Source organism: Lachnospira sp. (assembly GCF_016290755.1).
Classification (GTDB): domain Bacteria; phylum Bacillota; class Clostridia; order Lachnospirales; family Lachnospiraceae; genus Lachnospira; species Lachnospira multipara.
In genome coordinates this window covers 1-14,767 of record NZ_JAEEVD010000059.1, presented here as the reverse complement: position 1 = coordinate 14,767, position 14,767 = coordinate 1, and the positions used below count along the sequence as shown (strand labels likewise).

Below are 14,767 nucleotides of genomic sequence, written 5' to 3'. Positions count from 1 at the left end.
AAGCTTTAAGCGGGGGTATAAAGCTTACTAGTGTCAGAAGGGGTTAAAGCCCCTTCTGACAGGTGGCACAAAGTGCCACTGCGTTCATGAGGAAGTAGCGAAGCGGATTCCGAATGTCCGCTTTACATCGGTGGAAACCTTGACTAGCACTGACATATCAAGTACAATTAATTAAAAATATTTTTTAGGAGGATTTGATTTTGGATTCTCACAGTACGATCCAGCTAATTGTAATTATTATCTTACTTATATTATCTGCTTTCTTTTCATCGGCAGAAACCGCATTTATAACGGTAAGTAAAATCAAATTAAGACAACTAGTGGATGAGAATAACAAACGAGCAATTCTAGTAAGTAAAATTCTAGACAATCAAAGCAAGATGCTTAGTGCGATTTTAGTAGGTAATAATATTGTTAATATTTCCTGCTCTGCCCTAGTAACAACATTTACGATTAGAATGTGGGGTAATTATGCCACAGGTATTGCTACTGGTGTTCTAACAATTTTTGTATTAATCTTTGGCGAGATTACACCTAAGAATGCAGCAACCAAGTATTGTATGCAGTTAGCTTTAATTTATGCGCCAGTTATTAATGCATTGATTCACATTTTCACACCAATTATTATAATCATTGATTCGATTTCTAAGGTCTTTTTAAGATTACTTGGCGTCAATGAAAATGATAAAGACACGACTATTACAGAAGATGAATTACGAACTATCGTTAAGGTAAGCCACGAAGAGGGCGTTATTGAATCTGACGAGCGTAAAATTATAAATAATCTTTTCGATTTTGGTGATACTAATGCAAAGGACGTTATGATTCCAAGAATCGACATGGTTTTAGTTAATATTGAGGCCAGCTATGACGAGGTTTTAACCCTCTTTAGAGAGACTCAATATACTAGACTTCCAGTTTACAAGGTAGACACTGATAATATCGTAGGTATTTTAAACATAAAGGATTTAGTCCTTACTCCTATGGATGGAGATTTTAGTATTGAAAATATAATGCGAAGCGTTCATTTTACATTTGAACAGAAGAATACTTCCGAATTATTTAGAGAGATGCAGCTTAATTCCACAAGTATTGCAATTGTCCTTGATGAATACGGCTCAACTGCTGGTATGATTACAACAGAGGACTTACTTGAGGAAATCGTTGGTGAAATTAGAGATGAATATGATACCGAGGAAAGGGAAGGCATCCATAAGATACGTAATAAGACTTATAGAGTAGAGGCTTCCTTTAAGCTTGATGATTTAAATGATTATCTTGGGCTTAACCTTGAATCTGAGGATAATGATTCCATTGGCGGACTTATTCTTGAAAAGCTTGATAGAATACCAATGGCTGGGGATAAGCTAACTATTGGAAATGTATGGTTATTTATTGAAAAAGCTTCAACTAAGAGAGCAGAATCAATAATACTTAAGATATTAGATACAGATAAGACTTCTTAAACTAAACGAATAAAGGCTATGAATTAGGAATTTCCTTATTCATAGCCTTATTTTGTGAGAAATTATATTATTTCATTGTTATATAGCTTTTATTCCTTATCCAATTTTTTAAATAGTACGTTAATCGAAAACATACTAATTATTAACACTAAAGAGAAAGCGATAATTACAATATAAGTAATAATTTGAGCATTATCGCCAGTCTCAACATCATCTGTATCTGCTGCCACCTCTGAGGAATCTACTAATGTTCCTGCTGTAGCCTCCTTAGAAGTCTCACTTGTAGTTTCTTCTGTAGAGTCCATATCATCCTCATCTGCTGCTAGATCAGTCGTTTCTGAATCTGCTACAGTTACTAAAACTGCATCTGAAATACCTGAAAAAGAATGACTTGAGCTTGTAATTACAAAATCTGTAGAGCCTGCCTGCTGTGTAGTTATCTCATTTGCACTCTGACCAAAGTCAAGGTTTGACATTTCACCAGTTGGCACTTCACCTGTTGGCATTTCGCCTGTTGTCACTTCGCCTGTTGGTTTTTCGCCGGTTGGCATTTCGCCTGTTGGCACTTCGCCTGTTGGTGTTTCCTCAATTAGAGTTTCTCTAGTTGGGATTTCGTTAGTTGAATCAGTATTTACGGGCATCCCCCCTATTGTTTCTTCTCTATTTGGCATTCCAGCCGCAAAAGAATTACTAGATGTAGAAGTGTATTGTTGCATTGTGCCAGTTATATATGAACTTACGCTAGTGTAGTAGCCATTAAAAATTGTTCCTTCTAACTCTCCACCTTTATAAAGATGATAACTAGTATCAAGAGCTAAATCACTAGAAGATAAGACTATAGACTGGTAGGCTCTATCTGTTGTATAGGCCATGACTACATTTTCATTATCATCTGTAATTACAATGCTTGTACCTGCCTCAACCTTCTGACTAAAAGTAAGAGTTAAATAAACCTGGCTAGATTCCTCACTTATAGCATCTAACATATTACCCGTTGAACAAACTGTACCTCCATTTATATAGATTCCTGAATTAGAATCTAGACCTGAATCTTGGCTTTGCTCGCAACCCTTTGTAATAATTAGTCCATTGTAAATGTAAATGCTACCGTTTGAATCAATACCATCCCCTTCTGCATCTGAAGCTGCTACTGTTTCTCCATTATCATTTGTCTCATATTCAATTGCACAGTCACAAACAAGACTATTAACTGAAATTGAAATAAGCGAACCGTTAGATGAAGCATTTATACAATCATCATAAGCTGTAATTGTATAATCTCCTTCTCCTCCTTCAAAATAAATATCTCCCTTTGTCTCAATACCTTCGTTTTTAGTACTTGTAATGCTTAAACTTCCAGAACCTGCAAAATAAAGAGCTATATCAGAACTTATAGCACCTGCATATTTATAATAGTAAAGTGGATCTCCTTCTGAAATACCTTCACTATCCGCTGTTTCTGTGGCAAATAATACATTTTCAATATCACTAGCACTGTAAATGCCGTAATATGCTGATAAATCAGAATTAGTATAATTACTTGAATAAGAAGCGTAGGAATCTAAATTGTCCTTATCCATAAGACTTACCTTCTTTAATCTACCACCTGTAATTGTATTAGTTGTTCCTGCCATAGAGTAAATTGTAACCTTGGCCGCATCATAACTTGTATCCTTGTTATATGCAAAAATTGCTGGAAGGGTGTTCTTTGATGTAAGAGTGACGTTATTAAGCATTAGGTTAATATCGCCCTCTTTGTCGTTGGTGTTTACAGCTATTGTTGTCTTTTTGGCTGTTCCTGAGAATTCTATATTAGCTACTGTATTAATATTTATGACATTTGCTTCTATCAGATCATTGTCCTCAATTGCTGTTAAATCGTCACTTAGAGACATTTTATAAACTGTTGAGACTCCATCAAAGAGAAATTCAGTAATATAAATATCTGCTAAGTTATTGTTATTATAATCTTCTAAAAATGTGTCATAATCTTCTAGTGTATATGTTTTAATTTCATTAGTATTCCCATCTACCGTCATTGTAAAATCTGATAGATTAACATAAATATCTGCCTCTAAATTAGTTTCTTCTGCTGCATAAGTATTAGTTAAATTAAGAAGAATTAATGATACGAGGCTAGTGAAAAATAAAACCCCAGTTAGCAAATAAGCTACTGTTTTTTCATAAGTAGTGGATTTAAAATTTTTAACCTTCATGAAAAAATCTCCCATTTAATTTTTTATTTCTCACAATTTGATTATAAGAAAAAGAAAAAGGCAAGACAAGGAAATCCACCTTATCTTGCGCTTTTTTCACAAAAGATTCACATTGTAAATCCATATATAGTTTTATTATAAAGCCTTAATTCTATCAAGAGCTCTAACTGTATTCTCATAAGAACCAAATGCTGTAAGTCTAAAGTAACCTTCACCACTTGGACCAAAGCCCGAACCTGGAGTACCAACAACGTTAGCATTCTCAAGTAAGTAATCAAAGAATTCCCAGCTTGTCATCTTATCTGGAGTCTTAAGCCAGATATATGGCGCATTAACACCACCTGAAACTGTGTAACCAGCTTCCTTTAAGCCTGTAAGGATTGTCTTAGCATTATTCATGTAGTAAGCAATCTGTTCCTTAGTCTGCTTCTGGCCTTCTTCTGTATAAATAGCAGCACCAGCCTTCTGAATAATGTATGGAGCACCATTAAACTTAGTTCCATGTCTTCTTGCCCAAAGGCTATGAAGCATAACGTCTCCGCTCTTTAAATCCTTAGGAATTACTGTAAAGCCAAGTCTTGTACCTGTAAAGCCTGCATTCTTAGAGAAAGATCTAAGCTCGATTGCACATGTTCTTGCACCTTCACATTCATAAATTGTATGTGGTACATCCTCTTCTGTAATATATGCCTCATAAGCTGCATCATAGATAATTACTGCGCCAACCTTATTAGCATAGTCAACCCATCTTTGAAGCTCTGACTTAGTAATTGTAGAACCTGTAGGGTTATTAGGGAAGCAAAGATAGATAATATCAGGTGTTTCCTTTGGTAAATCAGGGGCGAAATTAGTCTCGGCTGTACATGGCATATAAATAACGTTAGACCACTTGCCAAGATCTGGAAGATAATCACCTGTTCTACCTGCCATAGCATTAGTATCAACATATACTGGATAAACTGGATCACAAACTGCAATCTTATTATCTACAGAGAAAATGTCACCAATATTACCTGAGTCTGACTTAGCACCATCAGATACAAAGATTTCATCTGCATTAATATCTGCACCACGTCTCTTATAATCAAAATCTGCAATTGCATTTCTTAAGAATTCATATCCTAAATCTGGAGCATAACCCTTAAATGTCTCCTTATGAGCCATCTCATCAACCGCCGAATGAAGAGTATCAATAACAACTGGTGATAATGGTAATGTTACATCACCGATACCAAGTCTAATTATTTCTTTGTCTGGATTAGCATTCTGATATGCATTAACCTTCTTAGCAATAGTTGAAAAAAGGTAACTTCCTGGGAGCTTTAAATAGTTTTCATTAATTTTAAACATGTTCTTCCTCCTAACATTTACGTACAATGATGTAATTATACAACCCCAAAAAGTTAGATACAACTAAATAAAGCAAGACCTAATAATATTAAGTCTTGCTTTTAGTTAAGCATTATACATCAAGATAAAATCTTAATAATCTCTCGTACTCTGTATTAATTGCCAACAGTATATCTTTATCACCGCTCATATTATCTGGATGATATATCTTAGCTAGTGATTTATATCTCTTTTTTAAAGTGTCCTGATCATGTACCCCCTTAAAAAATATCTTTACACCGTCAGAATTAGCAGCATTCTTTCTTGCCTCTCTATAGACTCTGTCCTTATAGACAAGCTTTTCTCTTTCAAATCTCTCCTTATCAATAGTTAACTGGCGATTCTGCTTTTCAAGCATCTGCCACTTTTGATCATAGAGACTCTTTTGATTCTCAAGTTGCTGCTTTAAAATCATGTTCTTATTCTGCTGTCTTGCTAACATGTGCTTTTGTATGTCTATGAGATTTCGTTCATCTTCAAGCGTCTTATCTAGTTCCTGTAATCTCATATGTTCCTTAAAAAGCCACTTTTTCTGCTCCTTTTCACTAAGCTGCTGAAATTCTTTATGCTTATCTGCTGTCATTATAGTATTAGCATCATCTTCAACTAACTTAACGTCCTCCTTTAAAGAGCTGTTATTAGACGCTGCCTGTGAATAGTCCTCTAAATTAGAGGAATTATCTAGTATAACCTTCTTATCTAATTCTTCCTGTTTGGTCTCTTCTTTTAAAGGCTTTGAGTTTGCCCAATTAATCTGGGCTATATTCTTCTTCTTTAAATTATCTTCAAGACCTTCACTTTCAAACCCTTTTACCCCTGAAGCTTTAGCAATTTTGACTGCAACACTCTTGGCATAATTCTCTACATTAGAATTAGCAAAATAATTAGTCTTAAAATTTTCCTGCATAGTTCACTCCGTTTTTTACACGTTCAATATCCTAACTTTATGTTAAAACTAATTTACTATTTAGTCAACTAAAATAAGTTAAACTATTCTACTAGTATAAAAAAGAGAGACATTTTCAAAAAAAATCAAAAAAGTCTCTCTAATAATGCAAAATAAAGTTATTCAATTAAAACTAATTTGAGCATCTAAGGCGCTCTGTGTAAGCTAATAGGAATGGTCCAACACCCTTAGCATCGTCCTTTACGATAGGCTCTGACATATAGTAGTCATAAGTACCTGGACGATTGTTGCTACCACCTAAACCGGCAACTAAACAGATACCGTCAAGAGAAATTGTTCCGTCTTCTCCAGCCTTTAAGTATCTATCTTCGATACCCTTTAATGCCTTAAAGCCGTATTCTCTATAACTTTCTGGTAAGAAACCAAGTCTTACACCCTTTAAGAGAGCATAAGCCATAATTGCGCTACCTGATGTCTCAAGATAATTCTTCTCCATGCCACCAAAGTTTACAACCTGGTACCACATACCTGATTCATCCTGATACTTAAGCATTGCATTCATAAGGTCAACAAATGCGTCTTTCATCATCTTGCATTCCTTATCATACTTATGGTCTTCGTTATCTACCTTATCTAGAGTATCTAAAAGTGCCATAGCATACCAACCAATAGCTCGTAACCAAACATTCTGAGAAAGTCCTGTAACCTTATCACACCAGAAAGCTTCCTTGCTTGTATCAATAGCATGATAGTAAAGTCCGTTAAGAGGATTTCTTAAATTCTCAATTACAAACTTAAACTGGCTGAAAATGTCATCATAGTTGGCTCTGTTATTGAACTTAGTTTCATATTCCATATAGAATGGCTGTCCCATATACATGCCATCAAGCCATACCTGGTTTGGATAAATGTCCTTATGCCAGAAATTGCCTGTCTTAGTTCTTGGCATGATTTCAATCTGAGAATAAACTAAATCAATTGCCTTCTTGTACTTTTCTTTGCCTGTTAATTCATAGAGTTCAAATAAAGTCTTACCTGCATTAACATTATCTATATTCTTCTCACCAATGCTGTAGCCGTCAATGCTTCCATCCTCAAAAACTCTGTGATCAATAAATTTGTCGGCGAAGTCTAAATACTTCTTGTCTCCTGAAATTGCATACATTTCTAAAATAGCCTTAATCATAACGCCGTCAATGTAATTCCACTTTGACTTAATGCCTGCCTTAAGCTTTTCGATGTTCCATGCTGGAGTATCAAGTGTACTTCTCTCCATTAAACCATCGATATACTGTACTATGATGTCCATTTGTATCTCCTTAAATTCCCTTAATTTGAGTATCAAATTTAACACTCAATGCTCTAATTTTACTCCATAGAATATAAAATATCAAGCTATCTAAACACTTGTTTTTACTTGACATTGTCTGTTATTTGTCAGACAATTATATTAATTGTACTATTAGGAGGTAAATATGAAAACTGGCATAGTTTTTGAAGGTGGAGCTTTTAGATCTATCTATTCATGCGGCGTAATGGACGCCTTACTCGAACTTGATTTTATGCCTGATTATATAATCGGTGTATCTGCAGGTGCAGCTTATGCAGCAAGTTATGCATCTAAGCAGGTTGGTAGAAATTTAAAAATTATCATGGATTATCGTGATGATAAGAGATACATGGGACTTCTTAATATGTTAGATCCTGGTAACCGTTCATTATACGGTCTTGATTTTGCTTACGAGACTATTCCTAATGAACTTGTACCTTTTGATTATGATGCATTTAGAGAATATAAGGGAGAATTCTACTGCGTAGTAACAAATGTAGAAACTGGTAAACCAGAGTATCTTCCATATACAGGTCTTGATAAGACTAATACAGTACTTAAGGCAACTTGTGCCCTTCCTGTATTTTTCCCATATATCAATATCAATGGCACAAACTATATGGATGGTGGTTTATCTGATTCTATCCCTGTAGAGAGAGCCCTAGCAGATGGCTGTGACAAGCTATTAGTAGTTCTTACAAGAGAACCGGGTTATACAAAGACTACATCAAGTGTTACAAAGCAGGCTGCAAAGATTTATAAGAATAAGCCTGAGCTTGCAAGAGACTTACTTACAAGAGCGGATAAATATAACCGCCAGCTTGAAAGACTTGACCGTCTTGAAAGAGAAGGTAAAGCTTATGTTATGAGACCTGTTTCTACAAAGGGCTTTAAAAGAACAGAGAAAGATAAGACAAAGATTTTATCTCTTTATAATGATGGTTATAATCAGACTTATAACCAGATTGAAGCAATCAGAGATTTCTTTAAGGCTTAATACTAGCTTTGAAAATGTATTGCTAAGGGACATAAAAGCAAAAAGCTCTAGTTACTTTAAAAGTAGCAAGAGCTTTTTTTATAAATAATATCAATCTTATAAATTACCCAATATAAAATCCTTAGTAATTCCAATAGCTTCCCTTAACATAAAGTTAGGAAGTATTATCATATCTGATTTAGCTGGATAGCTATATACATTTTCAAAGCCAGTCTTTTTAGCAATTAGGCAAGCTCTAAATATGTGGAAGTTAGTAGATACAATTAAGACCTTGGCCTTACTATCCTTAATTATCTCATAGGAATTTGCTAGGTTCTCATCTGTGTTAATAGACCTATCTTCTTTTATGATTCTATCCTCACTTACTCCCTTATCAATTAGATATTCTGCCATAGCATCTGCCTCTGTCATATGCTCATTGGGGCCTTGTCCACCAGATACTATAATTGGGCAGTCATAAATATTTGCTAGTTCAAGGGCTGCGTCTAGGCGTAATTTAAGAGCCTTTGAAGGACCCGCCTCCTTAACTAGGCAACCTAAAACTATAATGTAGTCGTAATTATTCTCCTTATCCTTCTTTGCAAAGCCTGATACAATAAGGCCTTCAAGGACTATAAATAAGGCTAGATCTATGGTAAAGACTGACCAGAAGATTCTTTTTATAATTTTATGAATTTTAATTCTGCCGGACTTTTCTAATCTTTTTAGTAAATATAGGACAATGAAAAAAGCAGAAATTATAATCCACATAAAGACAAAACTAAGTTTGAAGCCTGCATAACTAACGCAGATTATATAGTAAAGGGCCGATAGAAGGCCTACAATTAAAAATACATTTTCCATAAAAACCTCTCATTCCGCAATTCCTAGTATAACAAAGAATAGGCGGGATTTATAGCTTTAAAAAGAAATCGGACACTAGTACTATTTTCCTAGATATCAGAGAAGTTAAGTTTGCTAAAATTAGATAAAAGCTTATTTTAAAGGAGATTATTTTTATGTTTAAGTATAATAAGGATGTTATTGCAACTGATTGCGAACCAGGCGTTACAAGAAAGATTTTATGTTACTCAGACGAACTTATGATGTGCGAGATTCACTTTGAGAAGGGTTCTAAGGGAAATTTCCACTCACATGAGCATTTACAGATTACTTATATTGCTGAGGGTAGTTTTGAGTTTACTATCGATGGCGAGACTAAGGTTGTAAATAAGGGTGATAGTGTTTATATGCCAAGTAATTCTCTTCACGGTGTTACATGTCTTGAAGAAGGTATCTTAGTAGACGTATTTAATCCAATGAGACAGGATTTCTTAAAGTAGATTAGAGTGAAATTTAGATATCTAAATAGTAAATTAATTACAAAAATAAGGGAAGTGCCCTAACTTGCACTTCCCATTTTTTCTTTTATATTTATTAAAACTGCTTCTAATCTATCAATATCAACTGCTTCGCTATAGTAATAGCCTTGATATTCTAAGCAACCGATGCTTTCAAGTATTAATTTCTGCTCTTCATTTTCTACATATTCGGCTAATATATCAATATTAAACTGATTTGTTAGATTAGTAAGAAAACTTACTATTTCTCTACTTCTTTCATTATTTACTACATCCAGACTTAAATTCCCGTCTATCTTTACTAGGTCAAAAACATTGTATCTTAGATATTTAAGAGAGGTACTGCCCATAGAGAAATCATCAATACCAAAGCGGTAACCAAGCTTCTTTAACCTATCTAATCTTGAGATTAAATCATAGTCAATCTTTAGGCTATCCTGCTCTGTGATTTCAATTAAAATGTTAGGAATATATTCCTTATGTTCTCTAGCTATTAGAGCTAAAAATCTCTCAAATTCCTCCATTTGGATTGCCTGACCTGTTAGGTTAATTGAAACCTTGCAATCTTTTCCAAGTATCTTTATTAACTTTGGCATGTCCTTAATTGCGCTTTTAAAAATGGCCTTCTCTAATTTAGCTGCCATACCCATTTCCTTAGTTAAGCCCATAACTAAAGGAGTGTAAATCTTACCATTATTAGAGTATTCCCAATTTAAAAGGCACTCTACGCCAATACATTTATCCTTACTGTTAAACTGAGGCTGATATCTTAAATGAACATCATTATTTTCAATCTTATATTGAATTTCATCAGCGATGGAACGAGCTAAAACTCCGTATCCCCCTTTAATCCCAAGGATACTAAGTTCAACTCCTTCTTCCTCTGATTCCTTAACTAGCCTTGTAAGCTCATTAATCTTTTTAGCTTCCTGATCTAGCGCTCTCTTCTCTGAATAAACCACAAAAGGTGCATAAATTGCCACCCCTATAAAAAAGTTAAAGAGCTGCAAAAGGCTACCAGCAATGGAGCCTGTGGCCATAAATCCATTTATAAAAATTGGAGTAGTCCACTTAACATTGCTTATTAGTCCTGGCACAATGCCAAGGGCCATGGCTAGACTTGCATTTAAATAACTAATCACTGGCACTAACATAAATGGTATGAAATATACAGGATTTAGTACAATTGGCAAACCAAATAATAATAATTCATTAACATTAAAAATTAGTGGAACACTTGATAAAGTAACTAATTTCTTTGATGTATTCTTTTTACCAAAAATTAGTATGGCAAGGGCTAAACATAAAGTGGAGCCGCAGCCGCCCATTACTGCAAATACCTCAACGGTTGTAAAGGAATGCAGATTGCTTAGCATAACTGAAGTGTCAAAATTCTTTACCTTATCAAAATTTAAATCTCCAGGAGTCATAACACTTGAGCCATGAATTCCTAAAAACCAAAGTATAGATTGAATCATTAAAAAGGCTAAGCTTGTAATAACAGAACCACCTCTAAAGAAGAATAGACTTAGGAATGCTTTTCTATTAACTTCCTGAATTGACTCCATACCTGTTGTTTTAACTAGGATCATATAAATTAGTACAGCAATAATAAATACTATAATAGTAGCCGGCATTGAATAAAGCATCTGAGTATATGTATCATCTGCCCCACTAGAATAGAATCTAAAACCATGCTTTAGATTATCATTAATTAAAATGTAAAAATATGACGTAATAATCGTCAAAAAGATTGCTGTAAAAACACCATCTTCGCCTAAGTTACTTATATCAAATTCTTTAAAGTTAAGACCACCACTAAATATGGCAAACACTATTAAGCTTATAAATACTAGGCTATAATTCTTAACCCCATCTGCCTTCTCAGTATTAGAAATACTTAAGGCTAGTGTAATTGTCATATATATGGCTAGCATACCAAAGGTTGCATTATAAACAGTCTGTAATAATTCCCTAAAAAAGCCATCTAGCAAAGCATCTATAAATATTTGATAGCTATGAATCGGCAATGTCTCTAATATAAGTGCAAAAGAACCCACCAATAAAATTGGTATAATCATTACTAAGGCTTGTCTAATAATTTGTAAAATTTTTATCTTATCTATAATTTCAAAAACTTTCCCCATGACTGTCCTCTGTAAAAATTTCTATTTAATATCATAGATAAATATTAAAAAAAATAAAACCCTCTTATATGGGGGTTTTATTTGTAAAGCGGACATTCGGAATCCGCTTCGCTACTTCCTCATGAACGCAGTGGCACTTTGTGCCACCTGTCAGAAGGGGCTTTAACCCCTTCTGACACTAGTAAGCTTTATACCCCCGCTTAAAGCTTACGCTTTTGAAGCGGGGGATTGCTTACACTGCGTTCAAATTAAGTTCTTTTTATAAATTCAATTCTACATTTAGGACATTTAATACTAATCTTTCCCTTGCCCTTTGGAACTCTAATCTTCTGATTACAGTTAGGACATTTAAAAATCTTATGGGTCTTTCCATCCTTAATTCTAGCCTTTAGGTAGTTTAATTTACCCTGACACTTATAATATATATTTAGATATCTTTGGTTCTCTTTAGACCTCTTTGAAATATTTCTTGAGAAAACTCTAAAATATGTATATATCAATAATAATATTGCGATAAAGTAAACTGCACTATTATGAATAAATAAGGTTAATACAAGCAATACCATGCATACAATAGAAGTAAATCTAGAAAATTGATCCATTCCATATCTTCCATACATAAAGCTTGCAAATTTATTTCTAAAATTATTCATACAAAAGAGTACCTCCAAATCCATTAGCTAATAATAATCATCACAAATTCATTTGCTAATAATACTCTATCATATAGCTTTATAAATACAATAAAATAAAAATAAAAAATTCCTTATATATTTAGTTGTCCTCCATATATACATTTCCATCTAAGTCTTTAAAGTAGAACTTGTCTTCAAAAATGATATAGCTGTGGGCTGAATTTTCCTTTGGAATTGAAACTGAACCTGGATTAACATAAGTATAGTTGCCTCTTTTTTCAAACTTTGGCACATGAGTGTGACCGCAAAGTAATATATCCCCATCCTTTAGAGCTGGCATATTCTTTTCATCTAACTTATGGCCATGAACCAAAACAAAATCCTGTCCATTTACACTTAAAAATGCCTGTTCACAAAGGACATTAAAATCAAGTACCATCTGGTCAACTTCTGTATCACAGTTACCTCTAATACAAATAATCTCATTTCTTAAGGGATTGAGCATACTTATAACTTCCTTTGGTGCATAGTCCTTTGGCAAATCATTTCTTGGACCATGATATAAAATGTCCCCAAGTAATACTAATCTCTTTGCGCCCTCTTCCTTGTATCTATCTAGCATCTTCTTACAATAGTAAGCAGAACCGTGGATATCTGAAGCTATCATTATCTTTTCCATAAATACACTCCTTTATTATCATTTATCTAGTCTAATTTAGCTAAACTAAAAGGCAGGACTTAAGCCTGCCTTTAATTTATCTTGCTAGTTTTTGTACTGTTGGTACCTTATAATCGCTAGCGTAGCTTAAATATTGCTGCAGAGAATTCTTCACCTTATACATGTCTAAGATCTTTTTAAGGAAGGCGATGGTAGACTTTTTGTACTTCATATTAGAGAGCACTAAAACTGCTGCCTCGTCATTATATCCTCTTGCAAAACTCTTAGCATATCTTGCAAATTTAAGCTTATTTAATTCTGGTATATCATAATAATTTTGTAAAATCTCTAAAGCCTCAATAACCCTAGTATTATCAAAATCTAATTCTACTAAAGGTCTCTTTATGATTAGATTGTCGATTTTACTAATATTACTTTTAATTTTATTTGAATAGAGTTCAATAATATCGCTTTTTATTGTTGTTAAAGAATATTTGTTATAAAGTCGCATACCAATGAACATACCACTATCATTCTCATCACCAAAAAAGTAATTTAGTAATACATCTTCCTTTGTAACACCCTCTTCAATCTTCTTTACATAAAGACCTTTGCTTAGACGAGTTATAATGCCTTCGCTTGCAATACGTTCTACTGCGCGGAAAAATGCATCTTGGCTCATCTTAGTAAACTTATCCTCGTAAAGAGAATTAACTGCTACAACACTAGAATCAGGTAGGCTATCAAAATAATTAATTATTCTATCCCTATTCTTTATCATTATTTATCTTACCTCTTCTAAGTTAATAAGGTTATCCTCATCCTTCTTCTCTTCAGACTTCTCATCAGTCTTTTCCTCTGACTTTTCAGGCTCTGCCTTATTAATAACCTTAACTAAAACATCTTCGTCATCTGCAAAGATAGCATCCTCATCAAAATCTTCAAATTCATCCTCGTCTTCTTCATCTACATAGAAGTTAACTGGAATAACCTCAAGACTTGTAGCTACAGCTTTACCAATGATATAAACTGTATGAATACCCTCTTCCTTAACATTCTCAACTAGGTTTCTAACACCAGCTGCTACTCTGTCAACGTCACAAACAACATTAACGCCCTCTGGTAAAATGATTGTTACATTACTTGCATAGCTTGAGAAGTTAATGTAAACATCCTTTTCAAATACTGCTAAGCCTAAATCAAGAGTTGTATTAGCGCAAACTGACTTTAATTCGCAACCTACAAATTCCTCATCCTCAATCTCAACAATCTTCTTTTCAGCAATAGCATTGTACTTTCTAATTTCAGCATCAATACTGTCGTTTTCTTCCTTTACAAACTTGTCCTTTGTCTCTTTATATTTGTCATATACTAGCTTTGCAGTTGCAACACAAGCACCTGTAACAGCAATAAATTTTAATAAGCCATTCTTCTTAGCCATAACCATTACCTCCATATTTTGATATAATAAATATTAGCATTTTGTCGTCTTTTTTTCAAGTTTAACTCAGTCGGAGAAATCCCCCACCTCTAAGCGTTAGCATAGGTGGGGGTTATGACAAACTATACTTAGTCGGGGTACAAGCTCCGACTGAGTTAAACGCTCCGCGAGGATGCGCACGGATTCGGACAGGAATTTGTCTGCTGAAGCAGACCCGAATCCGGCGCGCAAGACTCGCGAG

13 protein-coding genes are annotated in these 14,767 nt (G+C 34.2%); 3 read left to right on the top strand and 10 right to left on the bottom strand.

Annotated features, from left to right (window positions below):
- Window positions 1–200 precede the first annotated feature (200 nt).
- Window positions 201–1,466, top strand: coding sequence for an HlyC/CorC family transporter (locus QVA17_RS11070; RefSeq protein WP_287388926.1), 1,266 nt, complete (start codon window positions 201–203; stop codon window positions 1,464–1,466).
- 89 nt (window positions 1,467–1,555) lie between these two features.
- Here QVA17_RS11070 and QVA17_RS11065 read toward each other — a convergent pair whose 3' ends face one another.
- The 4 genes from QVA17_RS11065 to QVA17_RS11050 all read right to left on the bottom strand — a co-directional run bounded on the left by QVA17_RS11065 (window position 1,556) and on the right by QVA17_RS11050 (window position 7,287).
- On the bottom strand, window positions 1,556–3,682 hold the full coding sequence (locus tag QVA17_RS11065) for a carbohydrate-binding domain-containing protein (RefSeq protein WP_287388925.1): 2,127 nt from the start codon (window positions 3,680–3,682) through the stop codon (window positions 1,556–1,558).
- Window positions 3,683–3,817: 135 nt separating this feature from the next.
- Window positions 3,818–5,032, bottom strand: coding sequence for an LL-diaminopimelate aminotransferase (locus QVA17_RS11060; RefSeq protein WP_103953065.1), 1,215 nt, complete (start codon window positions 5,030–5,032; stop codon window positions 3,818–3,820).
- 112 nt (window positions 5,033–5,144) lie between these two features.
- The gene (locus QVA17_RS11055; RefSeq protein ID WP_287388924.1) at window positions 5,145–5,978 is read right to left on the bottom strand and encodes a hypothetical protein; all 834 of its coding nucleotides are present in this window, start codon (window positions 5,976–5,978) and stop codon (window positions 5,145–5,147) included.
- 172 nt (window positions 5,979–6,150) lie between these two features.
- Entirely contained in the window at window positions 6,151–7,287 is a 1,137-nt protein-coding gene (locus tag QVA17_RS11050) for a glycoside hydrolase family 88/105 protein (RefSeq protein ID WP_027431142.1), read from the bottom strand.
- 166 nt (window positions 7,288–7,453) lie between these two features.
- Between QVA17_RS11050 and QVA17_RS11045 the strand changes: the two genes are divergently transcribed.
- Window positions 7,454–8,305: a patatin-like phospholipase family protein gene (locus tag QVA17_RS11045; protein WP_103953064.1), complete on the top strand. Its 852-nt coding sequence runs from the start codon at window positions 7,454–7,456 to the stop codon at window positions 8,303–8,305.
- Window positions 8,306–8,401: 96 nt separating this feature from the next.
- Here QVA17_RS11045 and QVA17_RS11040 read toward each other — a convergent pair whose 3' ends face one another.
- Window positions 8,402–9,148 (bottom strand): YdcF family protein, encoded by a 747-nt coding sequence (locus QVA17_RS11040; protein ID WP_287388923.1) that lies wholly within the window; start codon window positions 9,146–9,148, stop codon window positions 8,402–8,404.
- Between the two features lie 155 nt (window positions 9,149–9,303).
- On the opposite strand from QVA17_RS11040, the gene QVA17_RS11035 reads away from it, so the two are divergent.
- Window positions 9,304–9,627 carry a cupin domain-containing protein gene (locus tag QVA17_RS11035; RefSeq protein ID WP_027431144.1) on the top strand — a complete coding sequence of 108 codons (324 nt, stop codon included), beginning with the start codon at window positions 9,304–9,306 and terminating at the stop codon, window positions 9,625–9,627.
- A gap of 59 nt (window positions 9,628–9,686) precedes the next feature.
- On the opposite strand, the gene QVA17_RS11030 is transcribed toward QVA17_RS11035, so the two are convergent.
- From QVA17_RS11030 to QVA17_RS11010, 5 genes are all read right to left on the bottom strand, one after another.
- A complete protein-coding gene (locus QVA17_RS11030) occupies window positions 9,687–11,792 on the bottom strand; it encodes an EAL domain-containing protein (RefSeq protein WP_287388922.1) in 2,106 nt (701 codons plus the stop codon).
- Between the two features lie 248 nt (window positions 11,793–12,040).
- Window positions 12,041–12,445 carry a hypothetical protein gene (locus tag QVA17_RS11025; protein WP_027431146.1) on the bottom strand — a complete coding sequence of 135 codons (405 nt, stop codon included), beginning with the start codon at window positions 12,443–12,445 and terminating at the stop codon, window positions 12,041–12,043.
- 121 nt (window positions 12,446–12,566) lie between these two features.
- Window positions 12,567–13,106 carry a phosphodiesterase gene (gene yfcE, locus QVA17_RS11020; protein ID WP_287388921.1) on the bottom strand — a complete coding sequence of 180 codons (540 nt, stop codon included), beginning with the start codon at window positions 13,104–13,106 and terminating at the stop codon, window positions 12,567–12,569.
- 76 nt (window positions 13,107–13,182) lie between these two features.
- Complete coding sequence (locus QVA17_RS11015) at window positions 13,183–13,866, bottom strand: hypothetical protein (protein WP_103953060.1); 684 nt, start codon at window positions 13,864–13,866, stop codon at window positions 13,183–13,185.
- Between the two features lie 3 nt (window positions 13,867–13,869).
- Complete coding sequence (locus tag QVA17_RS11010) at window positions 13,870–14,526, bottom strand: hypothetical protein (protein WP_287388920.1); 657 nt, start codon at window positions 14,524–14,526, stop codon at window positions 13,870–13,872.
- Window positions 14,527–14,767: the final 241 nt, after the last annotated feature.